Source organism: Devosia sp. A16, assembly GCF_001402915.1.
Classification (GTDB): domain Bacteria; phylum Pseudomonadota; class Alphaproteobacteria; order Rhizobiales; family Devosiaceae; genus Devosia_A.
In genome coordinates, this window is the sequence record NZ_CP012945.1 from 2,443,835 (window position 1) to 2,469,388 (window position 25,554).

Here is a 25,554-nt window from a genome sequence, read left to right on the forward strand (position 1 = left end):
CGGGGAGCGATCCCCGCCGGCCTCTCCCGAGAGCGCACTGGGCTCTCGGGAATCCTCCCCCCCGATGCGAGGGAGGAGCACGGAGAGCTCTGTGGCTCTCCATCTGCAATGAACGGAGCCTCCGATGAGCCACACCGCCATCCTCGATGTCGACAGCCTGAAGGTCGTGTTCGAAACCGACAATGGCCCCGTGGTCGCCGTCGACGGGTTGAGCTTCGAGATCCGCTCGGGCGAATGCGTCGCTGTGGTGGGCGAATCCGGTTCGGGCAAGTCGGTGACCGCGATGTCGATCCTCGGCCTCGGCAAGTACTCGGGCGGCCGAATTGCCGAAGGCGCCATTCGCTTCCGTCGCAAGGATGCGAAGGTGGTCGACCTCGCCGCGGCGGACGAAGGCGTGCTGCGCGCCATCCGCGGCAATGAGATCGCCATGGTGTTCCAGGAGCCGATGACCTCGCTGAACCCGGTCTTCACCGTCGGCGAGCAGATCGCCGAGGTGATCCGCCTGCACAAGAAGGCCGACGCCGCCGACGCGGCGCGCCAGGCGGTGGAACTGCTGAAACGGGTGCGCATCCCCGAGCCGGAGCGGCGCTTCAGCCAGTATCCGCATGAGCTGTCGGGCGGCATGCGGCAGCGCGTGGTGATCGCCATCGCGCTCGCCTGCTCGCCGCGCCTGCTGATTGCCGACGAGCCGACCACGGCGCTCGATGTGACCATCCAGGCGCAGATCCTCGAGCTGGTGCGCTCGCTTGCCGCCGAGGGCGACATGGCGGTGCTGTTCATCACCCACGACATGGGGGTCGTCGCCGAGATGGCCGACCGGGTGGTGGTGATGCGCCATGGCAGGAAAGTCGAGGAGGCCACGACCCGCGAACTCTTCGCCCGGCCGCGCGAGGCCTATACCACGCAGCTGCTCGCCGCCGTGCCTCGGCTCGGTTCGATGCAGGGCGCCAGCCAACCGACGAGGTTCGGCGAGGCGCTGACGCACGACACGCCCCCGACGCATCGGCCGCTGCTCGAGGTAAGGCACCTCGTTACCCACTTTCCGGTGAAGAGGGGCGTGCTGCAGCGGCACGTCGCCAATGTGCACGCGGTGGACGATGTGTCGTTCGCCATCGGCAGCGGCGAGACGCTGGCGCTGGTCGGCGAATCCGGCTGCGGCAAGTCGACCACCGGCCGCTCGGTGCTGCGGCTGGTCGAACCGATATCGGGCAGCGTGACGCTCGAGGGGGATGAGCTGACCAGGCTGTCCGGCGATGCGCTGCGCAGGAAGCGCCGCGACATGCAGATCATCTTCCAGGACCCCTACGCGGCGCTCGATCCGCGCCTTACTGCCTTCGAGCAGGTGGCCGAGCCGCTGGTGATCCATGGCGTCGAGCAGGGCTCGGCGCTGCGCGACCGGGTGGTCGGGCTGATCCGCCGGGTCGGGCTTTCCGACGAACAGCTCGAGCGCTATCCGCATGAGTTCTCCGGCGGCCAGCGCCAGCGGCTCTGCATCGCCCGCGCCCTGACCCTGTCGCCCAAGCTGATCGTCGCCGACGAGCCGGTCTCGGCGCTCGACGTCTCCATCCAGGCGCAGGTGGTCAATCTGATGATCGAGCTGCAGCAGGAACTGGGGCTGAGCTACCTGTTCATCTCGCACGACATGGCGGTAGTGGAGCGGGTCAGTCACCGCGTCGCGGTGATGCACATGGGCCGGATCGTCGAGATGGGCCCGCGCAACGCGGTGTTCGGGGATCCGCGGCATCCCTACACGCGCACCTTGCTCGCCGCGGTACCCAATCCCGATCCGACCGCGCCGCGCCGCAGTGTGCCGGCTGCCAGCCTTCTACCCTCGCCGATCTATCCGGTCGGCCACGATCCGGCGCCGCCACGCTATGACGAGGTCGGCGCCAGTCATTTCGTTCTTGCTGCCTGATTGCTCTCGGAGACCACTATGCTTTCGGCTTTTTCCGCCCCCGGCCGCTTCTGGAAGGGAAACCTGCACACCCACTCGAACCGTTCGGACGGCGCACTCGAGCCGGCCGAAGTCTGCCGCCGTTATCGCGAGGCGGGCTATGATTTCCTTTGCCTCTCCGATCACTTCCTCTCCCAGTTCAGCTTTCCGCTGACTGACACGCGGGAGTATCGCACCGCGGGTTTCACCACGCTGATCGGCGCCGAGCTGCATGCCCCGGCGACACACCTGGGCGACCTGTGGCATATCCTCGCGGTCGGCCTGCCGCACGATTTCGCCCCGACGCCGGAGGGTGAGGACGGGCCGGCTCTGGCGCGTCGTGCCGCAGCGGCCGGCGCCTTTGTCGGCATTGCCCACCCGCAATGGTATGGGCTCGATTTCACCGACGGCCTGGCGCTCGACGCCGCGCATGCGGTCGAGATCTATAATCACACTTGCGAGATGCTGTCCGCACGGCCCGACGGCGTGGCGCTGTTCGATGACCTGCTGACCCGCGGCCGGCAGCTCACCGGCTTTGCCTCCGACGACGCGCATTTTCATGCCGACGACAGCTTTGGCGGCTGGGTGCAGGTGAAGTCGGAAACGCTTGCGCCCGAAGCGCTGCTCGCCGCGCTCAAGGCCGGTAACTACTACGCCAGCACCGGCCCGGAGATCGTCTCGATCGACCGTGCTGGCGAGGTCCTCCGCGTTGCTGCCTCGCCGGTGCGCAGCATCGTCCTGGCCGGACCGGGCGCTAAGTCGACGGTGGTGCATGGTGAGGCCATCACCGAGGCCGAGCTCGATCTTTCCCGCTTCGCCGGTAGCTGGTGCCGCGTCCTCGTCACCGACAGCAACGGCAAGCGCGCCTGGGCGCAGCCTTTCACGGTGTAGGCCGCTTACTGAAGCGGCGCGCGCGACGTGCTGCTGCGTGCAATCAACACGGGAAGCAGCGGCTCTGCTTCCTGTGGCGGCTCGCCATTGATCCGCACCATCAGCGCCTCGATGCAGCGGCGCCCGAGCTTGGTGAAATCCTGGCGCATGGTGGTGAGCGGCGGAATGCAGTAGGCGGCCTCGGGCACGTCATCGAAGCCGACGACGCTGAAGTCGCGCGGCACGACGCGGCCGGCTTCGTGGAGCGCCAGCAACAAGCCTTGGGCGATCCGGTCATTGGCGCAATAGGCGGCGGTGAAGCGCTGGTCGGCGAGCACCTGCTTGCCGGCCTGGTAGCCGCTCTCGGCCGTCCAGTCGCAGATGAACGGATCGGCTGCCACCAGATGCGCCGCCCCCAGCGCCTTGCGCCAGCCATGGATGCGCGACTCCGATACGGTGAAGCCCGCCGGCCCCGCCAGATGCGCGATCCATTTGTGTCCCAGTTCGATCAGGTGCTGTGTGGCGGCGCGCGACCCCTCGACCGAGTCGTACATGATCGAGGTGTGTTCGCCGGTATCCACCGAGCTCAGCGTCACCACCGGCACGTTGTCGAAACTGAGAAAGGCGGCACTGGCAGAGACATCCTGCGGCGAGATCATCACGATGCCCTCGACGGACTGCCCGACCAGCCGCGCCAGCGCCTCCGAGATGGTCTCCCGGTTCGATTCGCGCAGACTCACGATGCTGACCCCATAGCCCTCTTCGCTGGCCGCCTGCTCGACGCCGAAAAGCGCCGACGCCGGCCCGAAGCTCAGATAGTCCGAGGCGACGACGCCGATGGTGCGGGAGCGGCTGGTGGCGAGCGTTCGCGCTGCCATGTTCGGTCGATAGTCGAGACTGGCGATCGCCTTCAGCACCCGCTCGCGGGTGTCCGGCCTGATGAAGGCATAGTCGTTCAGCACCCGCGATACGGTCTGCTGCGAAACCTGCGCCAGCCGTGCCACGTCGGCCATGGTGGGGGAGCTGCGCTTGCGTGACTGTCGAACCAATGCCGTCCCTTTCGTTAGCGTAAACAATAGTGAGCTGATCTGCGCTGCGCAAGCGCTGGCCAACCAAGAAGAAGGCAAAATAGGGCCGCTAGCCTCATCCGTAGGGATGATGCCAGGCCGCCTTGACAACGAAATTGTTTGCGCAAACAATTATGACAACGAGACGGAACCGTCTGAGGGAGGAGAGCGCAGTGCAAGACGAGTCGGCCTATCGCATCGGCGATCGCATCCTGTTCGGGGCGGCCTATTACCCCGAATACCAGCCGGTGGAACGGATGGCCGAGGATTTCCGGCTGATGCGCGAGGCGGGCTTCAACCTGATCCGGGTCGGCGAATCCGTCTGGTCGACCTGGGAGCCGCGCGACGGCGAATTCGAGCTCGAATGGTTGCTGCCGGTGCTCGATGCGGCGCACGAGCACGGCATCTCGGTGGTGCTGGGCACCCCCACCTACGCCGTGCCGCCCTGGCTGATGCTCAAACACCCGGAGATCGCGGCGGAGTCGCGCACCGGCGTGCGAGTGCCGTGGGGGGCGCGGCAGGAGACCGACACTTCGCACCCGGTATTCCTCGATTATGCCGAGCGGATCATCCGCAAGGTGGTGGGGCGTTATGCCGGCCATCCGGCGGTGGTCGGGTTTCAGGTCGACAACGAGCCAGGCCATCAGGTGCCGCACAACGCCCATGTCTTCGCGCGCTTCAAACAGTGGCTGATGACCAAGTACAACGGCGTCGAAGCGATCAACCAGGCGTGGAACCTGACCCACTGGGCGCATCGTCTCAACGACATCGACGAGCTCTGGCTGCCCGACGGCAACCACGTGCCGCAATACGATCTCGACTGGCGTCGCTTCCATGCGCTGCAGACCACCGAGTATATCGCCTGGCAGGTGGCGATCGTGCGCGAGTATGCGAGCCCCGATCAGTTCATCACCACCTGCATCGATCCGATGCGCGCCGCGGTCGACGACCGCGGCATCGGCGCCGCCTGCGACGTCATCGCCTCCAACCAGTACATCGCCACCCAGGACCAGCTGGGCCCGGAAACGCTTGGTGACTACGGCTTCCCGCCCTCCGGCAGCTGGGCGCCGTTCTTCATTTCCGACCGCACCTGGGCCATCGGCCAGCGCCGCTTCATGGTCACCGAGACCAATGCCACCAGCATCGGTTTCCCCTGGTTCAACCACCCCATGTATGACGGGCAGTGGCGGCAGGTCGGCTGGGCGATGATCGCCCGCGGCGCCCGCGCCGTCGAATACTGGCACTGGCACACCATGCACGGCTCCTGGGAGACGTTCTGGGGCGGGGTGCTGCCGCATAGTTTCATCCCCGGCCGAGTCTACGGGCAGGTGGCCGAACTCGGACGCGAGATCAGCAAGGCCGGCGCGGCGGTCGAGGGCATCGTACCCGATGCCAATGTCGGGCTCATCTTCTCGATGCCCAACCGCTGGGCCTTCGAATATCACCCGCCGATGCAGGATCCGGCGGCGCCGCCCGAGAAGCAGGGACCGGCCGATCGTGCCGCCTATGAGCGGATCGTCTACCGCTTCTATGGCGGCCTCGATCGCGCCGGCCACCAGGTCCGGGTACTGCATGCGGCCGATTTCGAGCTCGCTGACCCCGTGCGGCTGGCGCACGAGCTGCCGACCCTCGTCGTTCCGGCGCTCTATCTCGCCTCCGACCGGCTGGTCGCCAACCTCGTCGCCTATGCCGAGGCCGGCGGACACCTGGTGGTGGGCATCCGCACCGGCTATGCCGACGAGATCGGCCGCCCCAAGCTCGACCGCCAGCCTGCCGGTCTCGCCGCCGCGGCCGGCGTCTGGTACGACGAGTTCTCCAACCTCGTGACCCCGCTCGCCGTCACCGGCCAGTTGCGCGGCACGGCGCGGAGCCTCGTCGAGGGCCTCGTCACCGACGGCGCCGAGGTCATCGCCAGCTACGATCACCCGCATTTCGGCCGCTGGCCGGCGGCCACCAGCCGGGCCTTCGGGGCCGGCCGCATCACCTATGTCGGGGCGTTCCCCGATCTCGACCTGGCCCAGTCGCTGGGCGAGTGGCTGCAGCCGAACCACCCCTGGCAGGGGCAACTGGTGCCCGGCGCGCTGGCCGTGCACGGCGCCACCAACCGCGCCGGCGAGCGGCTGTGGTTCGTCCACAATTTCGGCTGGGAGACGCGGACGGTGACGCCGCCGATGCCGGTGACGGATGTGCTGACGGGCGAGGCGGTCACCACCTTGGCGCTCAAGGCCTGGGACGTGCGCGTGCTGCGCGAGGTCGCGGCGTGATGGGAGCGGTTTGCACCGCAGGTACTGACGGGCCGGTGCGGGAAGAGTACCCCCACCCCTGTCCCCTCCCCGCAAGAGGAAGGGAGACGCCCTCACCAGCGCCGGTGTTCTGGTCTCCTCCCCCCTTGTGGGGGAGGGACAGGGTGGGGGGTGCTCTTCCTGCGCCGAGTTCTCCTCGCCGTGATTGCTACTCACTTCCAGGAAGATGTCGTAGCGGGCGAGGCCCCCGATGACCCGCCTCTCCGCCAAGACCCGCGCCACGCCCACCGCTTATCTGTTCCTCACCCCGTTCATCGTGGTGTTCGCCATCTCGGTCGTCGTGCCGCTCGGCTACGCGCTGTGGATCAGCTTTTTCAGAAAGCAGATGATCGGCGGCACCGTGTTCGTCGGCTTCGGCAATTACCTCAGGGCGCTGGGTGACACCCTGCTGCATGACGCGGTGCTGCGGGTGGTCGTCTTCCTGCTACTGCAGGTGCCGATCATGCTTGGCGTCGCTATGTTCGTGGCGCTCGCCATCGACAGTGGCCGGCTTGCCGGCAGCCGCATCGTCCGCATCGGGCTGTTCCTGCCCTATGCGGTGCCGGCAGTCGTCGCGGCGCTGATGTGGGGCTACATTTTCGGCGGCCAGTTCGGGCTCGCCGGCCAGTTGTTCGGCAGCCTCGGCATGCCCACGCCGGATTTCCTCGGTCCCAACCTGATGCTCATGAGCGTCGGCAACGTCGTGACCTGGTCGTTCGTCGGCTACAACATGCTGATCTTTTACGCCGCGCTGCGTTCGATCCCCACCGACATCTACGAAGCCGCAGCGATCGACGGGGCCAATGAATGGCACAAGGCCTGGTTCATCAAGCTGCCGGCGCTGAGGCCGGCGCTGGTGCTGGCGCTGATCTTTTCGGTGATCGGCTCGCTACAGCTCTTCAACGAGCCCTCGATCCTCGGCCAGTTGCGTCCCAGCGTCGTCACCACCAGCTGGACGCCCAACCTTTACGCCTACAACCTCAGCTTCACCGGCGGGCAGATCAACTACGCCGCGGCCGTCGCGATGCTGCTCGGCGGCTTCACCGTCGTCGTCGCCTATGTGGTGCAGCTCGGTGCGATGAAGCGGGGGCGCCTGCTATGAACAGCCTTGCCGCTTCGTCCGCGCCGGCTCGCCGGTCGTCGGGACTTCGCCCCCGCAAATCGCCGGTGCTGACCATCATCCTGTGGATGCTGCTCGCCTATTTCATGCTGCCGCTGTGCTGGCTCGCGGTGAACGCCACCAAGTCCAACGTCGACCTGTTCGGCACTTTCGGGCTGGCCTTCGCCCCGAATTTTGCGCTGTTCGACAATATCGCCCAGCTCTTCGCCTTTCAGGGCGGCATCTACCTGCGCTGGTTCGCCAACACCATCCTTTACGCCGTGGTCGGGGCCGGCGGCGCGGCGCTGGTCGCCGCCATGGGCGGCTATGCCCTGGCAAAGTTTGATTTCCATGGCCGCAAGGCCGTGCTCGCCATCGTTCTCGGCGCCACCGCCGTGCCCGGCACCGCGCTCGCGGTGCCCACCTACATGCTGTTCACCCAATGGGGGTTGATCAATACCGAACTGGCGGTGATCATCCCGGCCTTGGTCAGCCCGTTCGGGCTGTTCCTCATGCTGGTCTATGCCCAGGACGCAGTGCCCGACTCGATGATCGAGGCGGCCCGCATCGATGGCGCCGGAGAAGCCCGCATTTTCTGGACCATTGCGCTGCCGCTTATGGCGCCGGGCTTCGTCACCGTGCTGCTGTTCCAGCTGGTCGCCACCTGGAACAACTATTTCCTGCCGCTGATCGTGCTCAACCAGTCCGACAAATTCCCGCTCACCGTCGGGCTGTCGCTCTGGAACAAGCTGGCCAATGCCGGCGGGGTGAACCTCGCCCAACCGCTCTATCCGCTGGTCATCACCGGCTCGCTGCTCGCGGTGCTGCCGCTGCTCGTCGCCTTCGTGTTCCTGCAGAAATACTGGCAGTCCGGCATCGCCGCCGGCGGGGTGAAGGAATGAGACCCGGGGGGTCACGACCGATTCCGGCGTTTGGGAACGCCGCAACCAGGGCGCGGAGGATGCGCCACAAAGGGAGAATACCATGACTCGTATTCTGAAGGGGCTCGCCGCCAGTGTCGCGGCGGCCGCATTCTTCGTCACCAGCGCGCTCGCCCAGGAGCCGGTCGAGATCACCTTCTGGACCTGGCTGCCCAACATCCAGACCTCGGTCGACAAGTTCGAAGCCAGCCACCCCAACATCAAGGTGAAGGTGGAAAATGTCGGCGTCGGCACCGACGAGTACACCAAGATCCAGAACGCCGTGGATGCCGGCTCGGGCGGTCCCGACGTCGCGCACATGACCTATGACGCGATCCCCAATTTCGCGCTGACCGGAGCGTTGGCCGATGTCACCCAGTTCGGCGGCGCGGCGGTGAAGGAGCTGTTCCTCCCTGGCGTGCTCGGGCTCGTCGAGATCAATGGCGGCGTCTATGGCGTGCCGCAGGATTTCGGCCCGGGCGTGATGTACTACCGCAAGGACGTGTTCGATGAAGCCGGCGTCGCGGTGCCCAAGACCTGGGCCGAGTACGCGGCGGCAGCCGAAGCGATCAAGGCCGAGAATCCCGACCACTACATCACCTATCTCGACCCGAGCCTGGTCGATGCCGCCTATATGGGGCTGTGGCAGCTTTCGGCCGAGCCATGGAGCATTGCCGACGGCACCAACGTGACGCTCAACCTACAGTCGGAAAAGGCGAAGCAGTGGGCCGACTACTGGACCGACCTCAACGCCAAGGGCCTGACCATCGAGTCGGTGCAGGGCTCCGATGAGTGGTTCAAACAGCTGGGCGCCGGCCAGATCGCCACCTGGGTGGTGGGGGCCTGGGGCCTCCAGGCGCTGACCGGCGTCCTGCCCGACAACAAGGGTCTGTGGCGCGTCGCGCCGCAGCCGGTGTGGAACGAAGGCGATGTCGGCACCAGCCAGTTCGGCGGCTCGGGCACCGTGGTGCTCGCTCAGTCGGCGAAGAAGGAAGCGGCCGTCGAGTTCGCGCTGTGGATGAACGGCAGCCCGGAGGGCGTCGCCACGCTGAAGGACGATCAGGGCCTGCTGCCGACCACCAAGGCAGCGTGGGAAGATCCTGCCTTCATCGACGAGGAGATCGAATATCTGGGCGGCCAGCAGGCCCGGCAGATCTTCGCCGAGTCGGCCAAGAACTCCGTGGTCGGCTGGACCTGGCTGCCGTTCCAGCCCTATGTCTCCAGCGTCTATCGCGACACCGTCGGCCAGGCGATCTCCGGCAAGACCAGCGTGTTCGATGGCTTCAAGGCCTGGCAGGACCGCATCGCCCAGTACGCCGGCGAGCAGGGCTTTACCGTCAGCACCAAATAGGGCGCTTGACGCCCTGACGCCGCGCCCTCCTCCCCCGCGCGGCGTCCCCCCATTCCCGACATTCCAGGACATTTGCCGTGGCGAAGTTTCAGTTCCCGGCCGGATTCGATTTCGGCGTTGCGACCAGTGCGTTCCAGATCGAGGGCGCGTGGAACGAGGACGGCAAGGGCCCGTCGATCTGGGATACCTTCGGCCACACCCCCGGCAAGGTGCATCTCGATATTCCCGGCGATCGCGGCGCCGACCACTATCACCGGGTCAAGGAAGATGTGGCGCTGCTGCGCCAGATCGGCGTCACCAGTTATCGCTTCTCGCTCAGCTGGTCGCGCCTCCTCCCAGCGGGGCGCGGACCGGTGAATCAGGCCGGTGTCGATTTCTACTCCCAGCTGATCGACGAGCTGCTGGCGGCCGGCATCCAGCCCAACGTCACGCTCTATCACTGGGACCTGCCGCAGGCGCTCGAGGACCAGGGCGGCTGGATCAACCGTGACGTCGTCGGCGCCTTTGCCGACTATGCCGAGCTGGCCTTCCAGAGCTATGGCGACCGCGTTCGCCGCTGGGCCACCCTGAACGAGCCGATCTCGATCTGGGTCGGCTATGCGATGGGGGTGTTCGCCCCCGGCCGCAGCGACGAGAAGACTGCCCGGCAGGCGCTGCATCACGCGCTGGTTTCACACGGGATGGGCGTCGAGGCGTTTCGTGCCTCAGGCCATGCGGGCGAGATCGGCGCGGTGTTCGACATCTGGCAACGGCATCCGGCCACCGACAAGCCCGAGGACCTGGCCATCGCCGATCGCGACGAGGACGATGGCTTCCGCTTCTTCCTCGATCCGGTGCTGAAGGGCGACTATTCCGAGCGCATCCGTCGCCGTCTCACCGAGCGCGGCACCATGCCGGAGATCCGCGACGGCGACCTGAAGCTGATCAGCACGCCGATCGACTATCTGGGCCTCAACGTCTACTCGCGCGTCGTGGTCAGCGCCGAGCATTACAACCCGCGCTGGTGGGTGGCCGACGACAAGCACCCCGGCGGCAACTTCCTCGACAACGGCATGGAGTACTATCCCAAGGCCGTCTACGACGCGGTGTTCATGGCCAAAGAGCAGTATGGCTGGCAGGGCCCGATCTTCATCACCGAGAACGGCGCCGCCGACGGCCCCAACGTGACCGACCCGCTCGATGACCAGGAGCGGATCAACTACGTCGCCGGCTTCCTCGAGTGGATCCACAAGGCGATCGAAGACGGCGCCGACGTGCGCGGCTATTACCTCTGGTCGCTGATGGACAACTACGAATGGGCCGCCGGCTACAGCCAGAAATTCGGCATCGTGCATCTTGATACGGAGACGATGGCGAGAACGACGAAAGCCTCGGCGAAGTGGTATGCCGAAGTGATCAGGCGCAGGGGGCTTTAGGGTTCCTCCGCCAGTGCGCTTGGCGCCCCTCACCCCGACCCTCTCCCCAGAGGGGCGAGGGGGCGTTGTGGCACCGGCGGTTCAAAGCGCGTCCCCTCGCCCCTCTGGGGAGAGGGCTAGGGTGAGGGGCGCCAAGCGCACTGACTGAAGAAAATCGTGGACTCAAGCCCGCATCAATGCGGGCCGGTCGGCAGCTCCTGTGTCGTGCCGCACGGGCCGCCATCCATGTTGGTGGCGATATCCTGCTTTTCGCCGTCGAAGCTCAGCGCCTCGTAATAGTGGCTCATCTCCACGGTGCTCGCCGGCACGTAGTGGAAGATCAGCGAGCGGCGGAAGCGGTCGGTGCTGGTGTTCGGGGTCGAGCCGTGGATGACGCTGCCGTTGAAGAACAGCACGTCGCCGGCCTTGAGCTCCATCATCTGCGGCGTGAGCCCAGGCGGCGGCTCGACGTGCTCGGTGGTGAAGAACAGCGCCGGATCGGCCTTCTCCGGGCAGGCGACATCGAGCGTCGCGGTCTGCGGCACGCACATCATGCCGCCATTGCCGGCATCGGCATCGTCGACTGCCACCCAGGCGGCCATGCAGGTGCCCGGCTTCACCCGCAGGTAGAAATTGTCCTGGTGCAGGTCCTGCCCGCGCGCCCCCGGCGGCTTGAAGTAGAACATCGACTGCACGGCATAGGGGCTCTCCCCGAACAGCTCGGCGAGGATCGGCTGCAGCCGCGGGTCGCGCATATAGCGCATGGCCAGCGGGCCGACCGGTTTGTCGGCATGCTTGTGCGGATGCATCATCCGCGGATAGCGCAGCAGCGGGTCGTTGGCGCCGGCCGGAGCGCCCTGCCGTGCCTTGGGCACGTCCGACAGTCCGGGCACCGGGCCGTCCTTGGCCATATCCATGAACGTGCCGCGGATCTCCTCGATTTCGGCGGGACTGAACAGCCCGCGGATCGCGAGGAACCCGTCGCGGTCGAACAGCTGCTTCTGCTCGGTGGTCAAGCTCATCGATATCCTCCTCGACGTTCGTGACGCTACCCGCGCGCCACAGCTTCGCCCATCGCACATCCTGCCGATCGCATGTACTATCCTGCTATGGTCGAAGCCGACGAGTTCCCGCACCGGCCGGTCCTGCAGCTGCTGACCGGGCATTTCCATGAGATGTCGGGCTACCGCGCCTATCGACCGCGCGGCGGCGACGACTGGCTGTTGATCCACACCATCGACGGCACCGGCCGCTTCGGCCATGCTGGCGGCGAACTGCTGGCGCGGCCCGGCGACTGGGTGCTGCTCCGCCCGGGGACCCTGCACGATTACGCCGTCGCCGCGTCGGATACGCGGTGGGAACTGCTCTGGGCGCATTTCCAGCCGCGCCCCGACTGGTTGCCCTGGCTCGACTGGCCCGAGGTGGCGCCCGGCCTGATGCTGCTGCAGGTCTCCGATCCGGCAGTGGCGGCGCGGTTCCACGCCGTGCATCGCCTGTTTTACGGCGAGCTGCGTCGCCGTGAGGCCTTCGCCATGAACGCGCTCGAGGCGCTGTTCCTCGACTGCGATCGGCTGAACCCCGCCGCCGCCAGCGCTCGCTACGATCCCCGCGTGCTGCGCGCCGTGAGCTATCTCGAGCGGCATCTCGCCGACAAGGTCGCGCTGGCCGACGTTGCCGCAGCGGCCGGCCTGTCGGAATCGCGTCTCGCCCACATCTTCCGCGCCGAGACCGGGCAGACGGTGCAGCATTATCTCGAGGCGCGCCGCATGCAGCGTGCCGGCGAACTGCTGCAGCGTACCGGCTTTCCCGTCCAGCAGATCGCCGCAGTTACCGGCTTCGACAGCCCGTTCTACTTCAGCCGGCGGTTCAAGCGCTGGACCGGCCAGAGCCCGCTCGCCTACCGTCTCGCGAGCCAGCCCGGATGAGCGGGGGCTGCGCGGTCGAGTTGCACCGGCTGCGGTCCTCCTTAGGCGCTACTCTATGACCGATGTGAGCTGGAAGCTCGATAATCGTGGCTCTCCCCTCATCCGGCGCTACGCGCCACCTCCGGGCGAGGGCTGCGCCCTCGTCCCGCGACCCCGACGGGGAGAAGAATCCGGAGAGCGCGGCGATCACCGCTTTTCCTCTCCCCGTCGGGGAGAGGGTGGATCGGCCGAAGGCCGAGACGGGTGAGGGGTGGCGGGCACAAGGCAATCCACGCGGGGAGGCCTCACTTCGCCCGCAGCACTGCGGCGCAGGCCTTCGGCAGGTCCGCCAGGGTCAGCGGCGGGGCGGGCGGTTTGGTGCTCGGCTTGTATGGTTCGTCCGTGAACCAGTAGTCGAGCTCGGCGCCGCAGCCATCGCCGGCCGGGATCGCGTCCTGGTCGACGCAGGCGCTCGCACCGGCCGGGCAGGCGAGGCGCACGTGGAAGTGGTCGTCGTGCCCATACCAGGGGCGCACCTTGTTGAGGAAGCCCCGGTCGCGCCAGTTGACCGCACACAGCGCCTTCTTGATCCCGGGCGCGACGAAGATGCGAGCGACCCCCGGCAGCGATGCCGCGCGGTAGATCAGCATCCGCTCGGCCTCGCCGAACCGCTTGGGGTCGATCTCGCGTGTGCCCTTCTTGAGCACCGACTGCGCCGAAAGGCTTTCGCGCTCGTCGGCGCTGAGCTGGTGGTCGGGCATGGGCTGCAGCCAGATGTCGACGTCGAGGCCGATCTGGTGCGATGCGTGTCCGCTCGCCATCGGCCCGCCGCGCGCCTGGCCCATGTCGCCCACCATGATGCCGCGCCAGCCGTCCTGGGCCGCCGATTCGGCCAAGGCTCCGATATAGCCGACCAGTTCGGCGCTGCCCCAGCGCCGGTCGCGCGACAGCCGCATCGCCTGCCAGCCGGGGCCGTCGGTCGGCAGCTGCACGGCGCCGGCAATGCAGCCCTTGGCGTAGCTGCCGACCGGCATTTCCGCACCACTGCTCGGCCCGTGCACGGCCCCGAACAGGTCGCGCGCCGGCTGCGCCTCGGCCGTCGAGGCCAGCGCCGCCACGGCGACAATTGCCAGGCTGAGAATGCGGAACAATGCCATCGCCGGGCCCCTCGCGAATCAACAGTCCGCATCGGGTGGCGACGCGGCAGGTGCCGGCGAGGCTAGCATCGTGATTCCGGCATGACGATGAAAACCGCGGGCGGCTAGAGCGGCAGGTAGCCGGTGAAGCCGGCGATCTTCCACACGGCATTCTCCCGCCTGAGGTGGAACACCGAACGCCAGCCCAGCAGCATGTCCTCCCCGGTCAGGCGCCGGATGCGGCCTTCGATGCGCTTGTGGGCCAGAGCTGCGTCGCCCTCGATATCGATCCGCGCGAGCGACTGGCATCTGAACCAGGCAAGGCGCAGTGGTTCGGCGAAGTCGGCGGGGTTCCAGCGCGCCGTGATGGCGGCGTCGCGATAGGCCGCTACGGTCGAGTAGGCCGGGCGCCAGTTGGCCGGCTCGAGCGACAGCCCGGCGTCGATGCCGAGAAAGCCGGTTTCGACATAGTCGGCGGCGACCAGCGACCAGTCGCTGCTGAGGAAGAAATCGCTGTCGCGCCTGACCAGCATCTCCCAGATGGCGAAGCGGTCGGCATCGTCAGGGGTGAAGGGATTGGTTTCGCTCATTCCGGTTGGATGTCCGGCGGCAGGGGGAAGTGGGGCTCGGGCAGGGTGCCGCCCATCGATTCCGAGATGCGGCGGGCGGCGCGGTAGAGCATGATGGCGGCATCGTCGAAGGGAACGATGATCTGCTGGCTGGTGAGGAACGGCATGGTCAGCGCCGCGATCGAGATGCCTGAAGTGTTGATGATGGGGAAGCTGAGGTCGGTCACCCCCTGTACCATCTCGCCCTCGATCCGCTCGTAGCCGCGTCTGGCGATGGTCTCGATCCGGCCGCGGTAGCGCTTCGCCTGCGCGGCTGGCAGTAAGGCCTCGGATTGGCCGATGATCCAGGCCTGTACCGGCGCGGGCTGGAAGGCGATGATGGTGCGCCCGGACGTGCCGCGGATGGCCGGGCTGGCGGCGCCGACGCGCAGCCGGATGGCGATCGGCGCCGGGCTGTCGACCTGGGCGATGATGCGCTGGTTCAGCCCATCGAGCACCGCCATGTGGATGGCCTGTGACGTTTCGAGCGCCAGCGCGTTCATCACCGGCTGCGCTGCGTCGACGACACGGCGGAACGGCGGGAACAGGGTGGCGAGCCCGTAGAGCTGCGTCGACAGCACCAGCGCTTCTTCTCCGGGCGGTCGGATCAGGTAGCCACGCCGCTCCAGCGCCATGACCATGCGATACACTTCCGACAACGAGCGGCCGAGGCGCTGGGCGATCTGGCTGGGCGTCACCGGCACCGTCAGGGTCGCCAGGAGCTCGAGCACATCGAGGCCCTTTTCCAGCGCCGGGGCGGTATACTCCGCCTTGGGAACCGGCTTTCGGCGCTTGCGGGTGCCCTTTTCGGCCGCGGTCGGGGCGTCTTTGTCAGCTGCTGCCATGCTTCCCCCGCTCGCTCGTCTCCGCGCCGATGTCCACTAGCATCGGCGCATTCGCCCTGCCACTGCGGGTGGCGATCAGGCACAGGAAATCGAGCTGCCTACTACGCATGAAATAGGCCCCATCCACGATGTCATCCCAGCGAAAGCTGGGACCCATTTCGCCGTCCGTGCCAGCGGTGAGCTGGTTCCCAGCTTCCGCTGGGATGACAGCCGGTGGGTAGGTCCAAGATCAAGGCCAACCATCGGGTTGGTTGGAAGACGATGAAATCCTCTACTCCCAGAGCAGCAGCCAGCCTGCTCCCGGACAGTCGAACAGGTGTTCGACGCCGGTGGGAACCCCATCGGCCAGCGGCAGCGCCTTGACGGTCGAGGAGTCCCAGCCGGCGACCAGCACGTGGCTTTCGGTGGCGAGCAGGTGCTGCGGCCACTGCGCCTGGCTGTCCAGTTCGGAGACCAGCACCGGCGTGGCGCCGGACACATCGAAGGTCGAGATGGTGTCGAGGCTGCGATTGGCGAAATAGACGTGCCGACCATCCGGCGCGCGCTGGATGTCGCCCGGATAGTTGCGGCTCCAGCGGGTTTTGCCCGGACCGGATTGCCGAGTGCTGCGAATATTGGCCCAACTCGAGGCGGGCTCGCCCAACCGTCCCACAACCAGGTTCGAGCCGAGCTCACCACTGACCGCCAGGCGCCCGTCGGGCAGCACCACGGCGTGGCGCGGGCCGGTACTGGCGGGCACCGCCGTTGCCCGGACCTGGGTCAGCGCGTCGGTGCCGGGCTTGGTGAGATCGAGACTGAACTCGCGGACGAGGTCGGCGCCGAGGTCGACCACCACAAGCGTCGAGCCGATGAAGAAAGCCTGGTGCGGGTGGGCATCGTCCTGCCGCTCGAGTTCCGGACCGCCGCCGCTGAGCTTCAGCTGCACGATCGGCCCCTCGAAACTCCCGTCGGCGGCCAGCCGCTGCAGCCCGAGCGTGCTGGTGGTGTAGTTGGTGACGATCAGCAGGCGACCGCTCGGATCGACCGTGAGATGGCAGGGCTCGGCGCCCTCGCTCGATTTCTCGCCCAGCGTTACGGCCTTGTCGGCTTCGACCCGCCAGGCGTGGATTTCGCCTTCGAGGCCGACGCGCGAGGTGCCATAGACCACCGGCAGGCTGGGATGACGGGCGAGGCTCGAGAGCTGGTTGACCCGCGCGAGCGTCTTGCCCCGCCACTTGCCATCCTGCTGCACCCAGCGGGTCAGCCCATGCAGCTCGAACACGCCGCGCGATGCGACCAGCAGCGACTGGCCCTCGGCAAGTCTGAACTCCGACATCATTCCCCTCGACAAGAAAAACTACTCGGATGCGCCGGGGCCGAAACCGTCCCAATGCGCTACGACTTTACCGCGTTCGACCACACTTGCCCGGCGCAGCATGGCGAAGGCCATGCACACATGGTTCGGCACGATCTCGAGCCGCGTCCCTACTGGTAGCGGCTGCGGTGCGCCCTGGCCATGCCAGCGCAGCCAGCCATGTTCTTCCGACATCTTTTCGATCACCCAGCCCGGCGCGTTGACGATCAGTCCCATGCCGGGAAATTCCTCGCGATGCGCCGAGGCTGGCACCAGATCGGTGCTCAGCGATTTCGAACCGGCATCGATACAGGCCCGCTCGGGGTCGGGATGGCTGACCACCGTGGCGATGACGCGGATGGCGGTGGTCGAGAGGCTGGCATTGCCGAGCGCGATCTGGCCGACATCGTTGAAGGCGTAGATGCCGGGCCGGATCTGCGTCACCCCCGGCACATCCGCCACTTCGCGCGCCGATGCCGAAGCGCCGAGCGAAACGATCGGCAGTGGCACGCCGCGGGCGCGGATGGCGGTAGCGACGCCGACCATGAACGCGCCGGCCGCTCGGGCGCGGCTCGCGAGATCCGGGTGATCCTTGGCGCCATAGGTGGTGCCTTCGTGCGTATAGATGCCGACCAGCTCGACGCCGGGCACGGCGTGGATTGCCGCCGCCACCTCCGGCGCCTTATCGGCGGTGACGCCTTCGCGGCCGAGGCCGGAATCGATCGCCAGCATCATCCGCGCCGTGGCGCCGGCGGCGGCGAACACTGCGCCGATGCTGGCGGCGGCCGCCTCGCTGTCGGTGGCAAGCGTCAGGTCGACCCGCCGCGACAGGGCGAGGGCCCGTTCGGCCTTGTCCTTGCCGACGATCGGGTTGGCGACGAACAGCCGCTTCACCCCGGCCGCCGCGAAGGCTTCGGCTTCGCCGAGCTTGGCGACGCAGAGGCCATCGGCGCCATGCGCCACCTGGCGGAGGCCGATCTCGGCCATGCGATGGGTCTTGGCATGCGGGAAGAGTTCGACCCCGGCCGAGCGGGCGATCGCCGCCATCTCGTCGAGATTGCCGTCGAGCACACCCAGGTCGAGCACCAGCCCGGGAGTGGAGACCGGCAGCGCGGCCCAGCTCGGCCCCTGCGCGTCGTTGGCGATGGAAATGGCGGTGGCGGGCATGCTCAGGCTCCCAGCGTCAGCGCCCGGCCGGCGCGATGGCCGGTGACGCGGTTGTTCTCGACGGCGAACTGGCCGTTGACCAGCACATGCACGATGCCGGTGGCGGCCTGCCGCGGGTTCTCATAGGTGGCGTTGGCCTTGACGTTGGCGGCATCGAAGACGACGAGGTCCGCCTTGGCCCCGGCGGCGATGCGGCCGCGGTCGGTCAGCCGTAGCCGGTCGGCGGCCGAGCTGGTCATGTGCCGCACGCACTCCTCGAGCGTCAGCACCTTTTCTTCGCGCACATAGGTTTCGAGCATGCGCGGGAAGGTGCCCCAGGAGCGCGGATGCGGCCGGTCGCCGACCAGGATGCCGTCGCTGCCCACGGTATGCTCGTCGCGCTGCATCAGGGTGCGGACATGCTCCTCGATGCCGATGAAGAACACGCACGGAGCCGCGCGCTCGGTGGCGATCAGCACGTCGAGCGCCAGTTCGGCCGGCGAGGTGTTGAGCTTCCGCGCCGCCTCGGCGAGGTTGCCCTCCATCATCCATTCCATCTCGGGCGCCCCGGGCAGGCCCGCGAGATAGACGCTCGACCAGTTGACGGTGAGGCCCTGATGCCCGTCGGAGCCGGTGACGTCGAGCGCCTCGATGATGCGCTTGCGCGTCTCCGGATCCTTGAGCCGCGCCATCTGCTCGTCGCCGGTGCCGGAGAGCGCCCAACTCGGCAGCTGCGACAAGAGCGTGGTCATGCCGGCGAGATAGGGATAGGCGTCGAAGCTCAGGTCGACGCCGTCGGCGATGGCGTCGTCGAACATCTTGAGCAGTTGCGGGAGCTTGCCCTTGTTGGCCTCGAAGCTCAGGTGGGTATGCGCCAGGTGCAACGCCACGCCCGAGCGGCGGGCGATCTCGAAGCACTCGCCATAGCCGCCCAGCGCATCGGTGCCGTAGTTGCGGTGGTGCGGGCAGTAGAAGCCGCCATATTCGGCCACCACTTCGCACAGCGCCACCAGCTCGTCGGTGTCCGAATACATCGCCGGCACATAGGTGAGCCCGGTCGAGAGCCCGACGCCGCCTTCCTCGAGCGCAGTGCGGAGCAGCGCCTTCATCTGCTCGAGCTCGTCCGGGGTGGCGAGCCGCGCTGCGTTGCCCATCACCAGCATCCTGAGGTTGCCATGCGGCACCAGGTAGGCGCAGTTGACCGCGACATTGCCGTCGAGCCGCTTCAGATACTCGCCGACGCTGCGCCAGTTCCAGTCGAAGCCCGGCGGATCGTCGTTCCAGCCCTTGATCTGGCTGCGCATCTCGATCAGCGTCGCATCGTCGATCGGCGCATAGCTGAGGCCATCCTGGCCGAGCACTTCGGTAGTGACGCCCTGGCTGAGTTTTGAGGTGTGGTCGGGGTTCACCAGCACTTGCAGGTCGGAATGGGTGTGCATGTCGATGAAGCCCGGCGCGATATAGAGGCCATCGATTGCCACGGTGCGGTCCGCCCTGGGGCGCCGCGCTCCCTTGTAGATGCCGGCGATGCGGTCGCCGATCACCAGCACGTCGGCTGGAACAGGCGCGTTGCCGAGGCCGTCGACGACGAGGCCGCCGGTAAACAGGGTGGAGGTGCTCATAGGTCTTCGACTTGCAGTTTCTGGTTGGTCTTGGCGCTGAGATAGATGGCGTCGGTGACGGCGACGACATGCGCCGCGAGGCGCGCGGTGAGCCCGGCCGGCGCCGCGGCGCCGAACGCGCAGGCAATCAGCGCCTTGGTCGGAGCGCCCGGATCGTAGACACCCGAGGCCTCCGGCGCCTGGTATTCGACCACCTCGCCGCTGGCGCGCACGAGGCGCAGCGTGTCGGCCACCGAGTCGGCCCAGAGCTGGCCCTTGTCGCCATAGAGCGCCATGTGCCACTGGGGGCGGGCGAGGTAGGGGTGGGTCGAGGCGGCGCTGATCGCTGCCGAACCGCCACCGGCGAACTCGGCATTGACAGTGGTGTGGAGGTCGATGTCGCTTCGGGGCGGAAAGGTGCTGGCGTTGAGCGCGACGATCGGCTCGCCCACCAGCCATTCGACCATGCCGAGCTCGTGCGACATGGTCACCGCTGCCGAGCCGCCGCCCGAGATGGCCTTGTCGGTATAGGTCGCGGTGCTCGATTCGAGCTTGCCGCCCCAACCGCCGTCGGTGCTGCCCGAGAGCAGCGCCCGGGTGTTGACCGCCAGGTGCATGGTCAGGTGCTCGATCCTACCGATCTCGCCGGCCTCGATCAGGCTGCGGCTCAGGGCGAAGATCGGCGCCGCCGGCCAGCCGAAGCCGACCAGCAGCACCTTCTTCACCCGCTCCGCGGTATCGCGCATCCGGCGGGCAGCACCGGCGCTGAGAGCGAAGGGCTTTTCGACGAGGACATGCGCGCCGGCTTCCAGCGCCGCGATCACCTGTTCCTCGTGTGCGACCGGCGGGCTCGAGACCACGACGATATCGGGGTTGAGCGCCAGGGCGTCGCGCCAGTCGGCAAAGTGCCGGGTCTCGAACTGCCGGCCAAGCATGGCTGCCATCTCGGCGTTGGGGCTCGAGATCGCCACGAGGTCGACGCGGCTGTCGGCCCTGAGCGCCGGCAGGTGGCTCGATTGCGACCAGGCGCCGGCGCTGAGCACGACGGCCTTGATGGTGGAGCTCATTTGCCCACCCCGGCGGTCAGCGCGCCGACGACGTGGCGCTGGAAGATCAGGACCAGCACGGTGGGCGGCAGCATCGACATCACGGTCGCCGCGGCGAGCGCGTTCCAGTTGAACTGCTGCACCGACTGGAAGCCGGCGAGCAGCGGCGGCACGGTCAGCTGGTTGGTGAGGACGAGGGCGTAGAAGAACTCGCTCCAGGCTTCGAGGAAGATCAATACGCCTGCCGCCACGAGGCCCGGCCGGGCGATCGGCACGATGATGATCCATAGCGTCTGCAACCGCGTCGCGCCGTCGATCTTGGCGGCTTCCTCGATCTCGCGCGGCAGCTGATCGAAGTAGTTCTTGAGGATCATGATGGCGAGCGGCAGCGTGAAGACGTTGTAGCTGATCACCAGCGCCCAGGGCGTGTTGAGCACGCCGATGACCCGGAAGGCGACGAAGAACGGCCCGATGATGGCGATCGCCGGCACGATCCGGGTGGCGATCACCGACAATTCGAAGGCGCGCGCGCCGCGGAACGGATAGCGCGACAACCCGTAGGCGGCGGCGCCGGCAATGAAAAGGTTCAGCACCACCAGCACCGAGCTGACGAGCAGGCTCTGGCCGACTGCCGGCACGAGGCGCGTACCCATATCGGTGCTGCCGATGCCCTTGCCGCCGGTATTGCCGAACAGCACTGCCGCATAGTTGTCGAGCGTCATGCTCGAAGGCACCAGCGGGAAGGGTTTGACGCCCAGTTGCGACGGGGTGATCAGGCTGGAGACCACGAGGTACCAGACCGGCAGCAGGATCCAGATAGCGAAGACCAGGACGCCCAGATAGATGGCGATGCTGGTGGCGGGGCTGCGGCGCCGGCCGCGCTCGAAGGCGGAGGAGGCCATCAGTGCATCTCCCTGCGATAGAACAGCCGGACGATGGTCAGCCCGCCGATCAGCGCCACGACGCCGAGGATGACGGCAAGCGCCGAGCCGAGCCCGATATTGGTGTTGACGAACAGCTGCCGGTAGATGAGCACGCTCAATACCTGCGTGGTGTCGCCCGGCCCGCCCTGCGTCATGGCGAAGACCACGTCGAACTGCAGGAAGGCGTAGATCACGTTGAACACCGTGACGGTGATCAGCACCGGCCGGAGCCAGGGGAGCGTGATGTTGGAAAAGCGCTGCCACCAGTTGGCGCCGTCGAGCTGCGCTGCCTCGTTCAGCTCCTCGGGAAGGGTCTGCAGGCCAGCCAGCAGCAGGATGCCGGCAAAGCTCGCCTGTCGCCAGACCGCGGCGATGACGGTGATCGGCAGCGCGGTGTTGGGGTCGGACAGGAACGGGTGATAGTCGTTGGTGAGGCCGAGCATCATCAGCACGGCGTTGAGCCCGCCAACGCTGCCATCGGCAAACCACTTCCACAGGATGCCGATCACCAGCCAGGGCGTCGCCCACGGAATGATCAGCAGCGCGCGAGCGAGGCCGCGGCCGATGAAGCGCTGGTTGAGCAGCATCGCCATGGCCAGCCCGATCACCGTCGAGAGGATGACGAAGCCGACCGAGAAGGTGAGCGTCACCTGGGCCGAGCGCCAGAACACCGGGCTCGAGAAGATGATGGTGAAGTTCTCGATGCCGACGAACGGTCCGAAGCTCGAGCCGCTCGCCGGTACGTCGTGCAGGCTGTAGACGATGGTGAGCAGCGTCGGCAGGGCCAGCAGCACGATCAGGATGATCATGGCCGGGGCCACGAGCTTCAGTCCGAATGCGCGATCGGCCTTCGGCCCGAGTAAGTCAGTTGCTCCCGCCATGTGCTCTCCCAAATGCTAACGAGTTGGCCGTCCCTGGCCGGCATCCGACGCGCTGAAACCCTCCCCCTTGGGGGAAGGCAGCAGGCGCCAGCGATAGATCGAGGGCCTTCTCCCCTTGTGGGAGAAGGTGCCCGAAGGGCGGATGAGGGGTATCTCTCCGCGTACTCCAGTCGCTCGTCGCTTCGCTCCGATCGCGCTACACTTCGTCGCGCGACCCCTCATCCGGCGCTGCGCGCCACCTTCTCCCACAAGGGGAGAAGGCAAGAGGCGCGTGTTGCCGGTCAGATCAGAGCGTCCGGCCGCCCTGGGCGCCCTTGGCGGCGGCGGTCAGGTCCTCGACGGTCTTCTGCGCCGTCGCCTGGCCGAGCAGCAGGGCGTGGATGATGTCGCCGACCTTGGCCTGGAAATCCGGGTACCAGGGCAGGGTGCGGGCCGGCACGACATTCGACTTGCTGGCGAACGTGTCAGACAGCATCGCCAGGTCATAATAGTCGGGGAACGAGGCGATCACTTCGGGGTCGGTGAAGAACCCGGCATAGGGGGCGGCGAGGCCGGCAGCCTTGGCCCACTGGTTGAACACCTTGAACTTCCCTTCGGTGTCCTTCCAGCCGTAATACTTCATCAGCTCCCAGGTCGCGAGCCGCTCCTCCTCGCTGTCGGAGACGCCCATCTGCAGCACCTCGCCGATCTGCAGCGTCGACGGGCCGGCGGCGGCCGACTTGACGTTGGCCGATTGCGGCCCCTCGAGCGAGCGGATCGAGGTCAGGAAGTAGTGGTGCAGCACGTAGAAGGCGGCGTTGCCCTGCGCCATCTCGTTGCTCAGCTTGCCCGGGTCGTCGGTCAGCAGCGACTTCGGCGCGAGGCCTTCCTGGTACATCGCCTGCCACCACTCGAATACCCCGACGGTCTTGGGATCGTCGGCGAACACCGGCTGGCCGGCATCGTCGAAGGCGGTGATCTGCTCGTTGAGCAGGTAGGTGTGGAGGTATTCCTCGCAGAATTCCTTCACCCAATAGGCGACGTAGGGCGAGGCGACTGTCGACTGCAGCGACTTCGAGGCGTCGTAGATTTCCTTCAGCGTCGTCGGCACGGCGAGGCCGGCATCGGCGAGGAACTTCTCGTTGTAGTGCAGCATGTGCACGGCCGAGAAATACGGGGCGCTGATGATATCGCCATTGGCGTTGACGTGGCGCCCGCGGGCGCTTTCGAACATGTCGGCGATCATGTCGTCGACGCCGGGCAGGCCGTTGAGCGTCTTGGCCCAGCCCTCATTGACGAACTTCTGCGAGTTGTAGGCGAAGTTGTAGTAGAGGTCGATCTTGTCGCCGCCGCGCAGGCGGGTCTGCAGCGCCGGGGTGTAACCGAGGTTCGGGATCACCGCGACATTGACCGCCGGGTTGCCCGCCGCGGTCCACTCGCCGACCAGCGACTTGATGGTGTCGGGCTGGAAGTCCCAGGCCAGCATGTCGAGCGTGCCCGTATACGCTGCCTTGGCGGTGCCGGCCATGAGGCCGGGCACGAAGGCAGCGGCCAGCGCCGATGCGCCGCCGGCCTTGAGGAAGGAGCGACGGTTCAGCGAACCGAAGCCCCGGGTGGCGTTAGAGATCGTCATAGCTTTCCCTCCTTGACGAACTGAATCGACGAGGCGTCGCGAACGACGCCGCTTTCCTGCAACCAAGGCTGCAGGCCTTTCCCGGTCCGGCCCAACGGACCGGGCATTTTCGACATTCTCAGCCGAGCCCTTCAGCCCAGCCGATCGGTAGCGAGGCGCTTCCCCGTGTCTCGCCGCCTGTCGTCAGATCGCAACGTTATGACGGCTGCAATCATATATCAATACGACTTTTCGCATATGAAAAGTCGAGGCCTAGCGCAGGTTTTTCATAACGATTTCAGCGGTTTCGAGCGTCCGATCGATATCGGCATCGGTATGCGCGGCGCTGATGTGGTTGCGCTTGATCGGCATGGGCAGCATGAAGATGCCGCGCTCGCACATGCCCTGGCGGAACGCCAGGTCACGCGCCGTGTCGTTGGCGAGCAGGTCCTCGTAGCGCTCGATCTTGCCGCTCATGAAATAGGGGGTGAACACCGAGCCGAAGCCGGCCGACACCATCTCGATGCCGAGGCGGCCGGCGATTTCGGCGAGGCCCGCGCGCATCCGGTCTCCCAGCCGGAAGGTGCGCTCGTAAATGCTGCCGTCCTCGAGCGCGGCGATGGTGGCGAGCGCCGCGGCAGACCCGACCGGGTGGCCGTTATAGGTGCCGCCAACGAACACCTTGCCGCCCGGCGCGGTGGAGAACTGCTGCATCAGTTCGCGCTTGCCCGCGATGATGGCGCAGGGGTAGCCGTTGGCGATGGCCTTGGCGAAGGTGCTGATATCGGGCTTGACCCCGAGCACCGACTGATAGCCGCCGAGCCCGTGGCGGAAGCCGGTGATCACCTCGTCGAACACCAGCACGATGCCGTGCTGGTCGCAGAGCCGGCGCAGCCCTTCGACGAAATCCTGCCGCGGCAGCACGCAGCCGATATTGTGCGGGATCGCTTCCATGAAGATGGCGGCGATCTGGCCCGGGTGCTCGAGGATCGCCTGCTCGGTGGCCGCCAGGTCGTTGAACGGCACGATGATGGTGTTGTCGATCGCGTCGGCGAGCTGGCCGGCGCTGCCCGGATCTTTCTTGCCGATCTTGTCGGCCGGGCTGGCGATGTTCATCAAGAGGTAGTCGTGCCAGCCGTGGAAGGTGCCCTGGAACTTGATCAGCTTCTCGCGCCCGGTGACGCCGCGTGCCAGCCGCACCGCCATGTAGGTGGCCTCGGAGCCCGAAGAGAAGGCGAGCGCCAGCTCGGCCGACGGCACGTGCTCCACCACCTTTTCGGCGAGCATGATCTCCTGCTCGGTGATGCCGACGCCGACCATGTCCGGACCCGCCAGCGCCTTGGCGACCGCCGCATTCACCGCAGGGTCGTTATGGCCCAGGACGATCGGGCCGAAGGCGGCGTGGTAGTCGAGATAGGTATTGCCGTCGACGTCGCGGATATAGGCGCCCTCGGCCCATTCCCAGGCATAGGGCTGGCTCAGCCGCCGCGTCGCGGAGTTGACGCCGCCGGGAATGACCCTGGTGGCGCGTTCGGTGAGGCTCTTGGATTTTTCGATATGCATCAGGAGACCAGAACTCGGGAGGGCTTTCAGGAAAGGCTTCGCCTTTCCGGTGCGAAAGCTG

21 protein-coding genes are annotated in these 25,554 nt (G+C 66.9%); 8 read left to right on the plus strand and 13 right to left on the minus strand.

The features are described 5' to 3' along the window. The first annotated feature begins 124 nt into the window (after positions 1 to 124). Positions 125 to 1,915: an ABC transporter ATP-binding protein gene (locus APS40_RS11960; protein ID WP_055047270.1), complete on the plus strand. Its 1,791-nt coding sequence runs from the start codon at positions 125 to 127 to the stop codon at positions 1,913 to 1,915. Positions 1,916 to 1,933: 18 nt separating this feature from the next. Beyond that, complete coding sequence (locus APS40_RS11965) at positions 1,934 to 2,824, plus strand: PHP domain-containing protein (RefSeq protein ID WP_055047271.1); 891 nt, start codon at positions 1,934 to 1,936, stop codon at positions 2,822 to 2,824. A gap of 5 nt (positions 2,825 to 2,829) precedes the next feature. Here APS40_RS11965 and APS40_RS11970 read toward each other — a convergent pair whose 3' ends face one another. Beyond that, positions 2,830 to 3,816, minus strand: coding sequence for a LacI family DNA-binding transcriptional regulator (locus APS40_RS11970; RefSeq protein WP_055047272.1), 987 nt, complete (start codon positions 3,814 to 3,816; stop codon positions 2,830 to 2,832). A 227-nt stretch (positions 3,817 to 4,043) separates the two neighbouring features. Here APS40_RS11970 and APS40_RS11975 point away from each other — a divergent pair, with 227 nt between their 5' ends. From APS40_RS11975 to APS40_RS11995, 5 genes are all read left to right on the plus strand, one after another. Continuing rightward, positions 4,044 to 6,134 (plus strand): beta-galactosidase, encoded by a 2,091-nt coding sequence (locus APS40_RS11975; protein ID WP_197279485.1) that lies wholly within the window; start codon positions 4,044 to 4,046, stop codon positions 6,132 to 6,134. A gap of 229 nt (positions 6,135 to 6,363) precedes the next feature. Further along, positions 6,364 to 7,254: a carbohydrate ABC transporter permease gene (locus tag APS40_RS24890; RefSeq protein WP_055047273.1), complete on the plus strand. Its 891-nt coding sequence runs from the start codon at positions 6,364 to 6,366 to the stop codon at positions 7,252 to 7,254. 65 nt (positions 7,255 to 7,319) lie between these two features. Further along, positions 7,320 to 8,153 (plus strand): carbohydrate ABC transporter permease, encoded by an 834-nt coding sequence (locus APS40_RS11985; protein WP_197279486.1) that lies wholly within the window; start codon positions 7,320 to 7,322, stop codon positions 8,151 to 8,153. An 82-nt stretch (positions 8,154 to 8,235) separates the two neighbouring features. Further along, complete coding sequence (locus tag APS40_RS11990; RefSeq protein WP_055047275.1) at positions 8,236 to 9,522, plus strand: ABC transporter substrate-binding protein; 1,287 nt, start codon at positions 8,236 to 8,238, stop codon at positions 9,520 to 9,522. Positions 9,523 to 9,599: 77 nt separating this feature from the next. Further along, positions 9,600 to 10,937: a GH1 family beta-glucosidase gene (locus APS40_RS11995; protein WP_055047276.1), complete on the plus strand. Its 1,338-nt coding sequence runs from the start codon at positions 9,600 to 9,602 to the stop codon at positions 10,935 to 10,937. Positions 10,938 to 11,110: 173 nt separating this feature from the next. Here the strand turns inward: APS40_RS11995 and APS40_RS12000 are convergent, their stop codons facing one another. Continuing rightward, positions 11,111 to 11,938 (minus strand): phytanoyl-CoA dioxygenase family protein, encoded by an 828-nt coding sequence (locus APS40_RS12000; protein ID WP_055047277.1) that lies wholly within the window; start codon positions 11,936 to 11,938, stop codon positions 11,111 to 11,113. Between the two features lie 72 nt (positions 11,939 to 12,010). Between APS40_RS12000 and APS40_RS12005 the strand changes: the two genes are divergently transcribed. Continuing rightward, the gene (locus APS40_RS12005) at positions 12,011 to 12,841 is read left to right on the plus strand and encodes a helix-turn-helix domain-containing protein (RefSeq protein WP_055047278.1); all 831 of its coding nucleotides are present in this window, start codon (positions 12,011 to 12,013) and stop codon (positions 12,839 to 12,841) included. 284 nt (positions 12,842 to 13,125) lie between these two features. Here the strand turns inward: APS40_RS12005 and mepA are convergent, their stop codons facing one another. From mepA to APS40_RS12060, 11 genes are all read right to left on the minus strand, one after another. Continuing rightward, positions 13,126 to 13,977, minus strand: coding sequence for a penicillin-insensitive murein endopeptidase (mepA, locus tag APS40_RS12010; protein WP_055047279.1), 852 nt, complete (start codon positions 13,975 to 13,977; stop codon positions 13,126 to 13,128). Positions 13,978 to 14,081: 104 nt separating this feature from the next. Then, complete coding sequence (locus APS40_RS12015) at positions 14,082 to 14,546, minus strand: hypothetical protein (RefSeq protein ID WP_055047280.1); 465 nt, start codon at positions 14,544 to 14,546, stop codon at positions 14,082 to 14,084. Continuing rightward, positions 14,543 to 15,409, minus strand: coding sequence for an IclR family transcriptional regulator (locus APS40_RS12020; protein WP_055047281.1), 867 nt, complete (start codon positions 15,407 to 15,409; stop codon positions 14,543 to 14,545). Before APS40_RS12020 ends, APS40_RS12015 begins: the two co-directional genes overlap by 4 nt. 271 nt (positions 15,410 to 15,680) lie before the next feature. Beyond that, positions 15,681 to 16,724, minus strand: a complete 1,044-nt coding sequence (locus tag APS40_RS12025; RefSeq protein ID WP_055047282.1) for a lactonase family protein — start codon at positions 16,722 to 16,724, stop codon at positions 15,681 to 15,683. Positions 16,725 to 16,745: 21 nt separating this feature from the next. After that, positions 16,746 to 17,909, minus strand: coding sequence for an alanine racemase (locus APS40_RS12030; RefSeq protein WP_055047283.1), 1,164 nt, complete (start codon positions 17,907 to 17,909; stop codon positions 16,746 to 16,748). A 2-nt stretch (positions 17,910 to 17,911) separates the two neighbouring features. Beyond that, the gene (locus APS40_RS12035) at positions 17,912 to 19,510 is read right to left on the minus strand and encodes an N-acyl-D-amino-acid deacylase family protein (protein ID WP_055047284.1); all 1,599 of its coding nucleotides are present in this window, start codon (positions 19,508 to 19,510) and stop codon (positions 17,912 to 17,914) included. Continuing rightward, positions 19,507 to 20,556: a Gfo/Idh/MocA family protein gene (locus APS40_RS12040; protein ID WP_055047285.1), complete on the minus strand. Its 1,050-nt coding sequence runs from the start codon at positions 20,554 to 20,556 to the stop codon at positions 19,507 to 19,509. The genes APS40_RS12035 and APS40_RS12040 overlap by 4 nt, the downstream gene beginning before the upstream one ends. Next, positions 20,553 to 21,437: a carbohydrate ABC transporter permease gene (locus APS40_RS12045; RefSeq protein WP_055047286.1), complete on the minus strand. Its 885-nt coding sequence runs from the start codon at positions 21,435 to 21,437 to the stop codon at positions 20,553 to 20,555. Before APS40_RS12045 ends, APS40_RS12040 begins: the two co-directional genes overlap by 4 nt. Then, the gene (locus APS40_RS12050; RefSeq protein WP_236884246.1) at positions 21,437 to 22,267 is read right to left on the minus strand and encodes a carbohydrate ABC transporter permease; all 831 of its coding nucleotides are present in this window, start codon (positions 22,265 to 22,267) and stop codon (positions 21,437 to 21,439) included. The genes APS40_RS12045 and APS40_RS12050 overlap by 1 nt, the downstream gene beginning before the upstream one ends. Positions 22,268 to 22,625: 358 nt before the next feature. Then, complete coding sequence (locus tag APS40_RS12055) at positions 22,626 to 23,951, minus strand: ABC transporter substrate-binding protein (RefSeq protein WP_055047288.1); 1,326 nt, start codon at positions 23,949 to 23,951, stop codon at positions 22,626 to 22,628. Between the two features lie 252 nt (positions 23,952 to 24,203). Then, positions 24,204 to 25,493 (minus strand): aspartate aminotransferase family protein, encoded by a 1,290-nt coding sequence (locus APS40_RS12060; RefSeq protein ID WP_055047289.1) that lies wholly within the window; start codon positions 25,491 to 25,493, stop codon positions 24,204 to 24,206. Between the last annotated feature and the right edge of the window lie 61 nt (positions 25,494 to 25,554).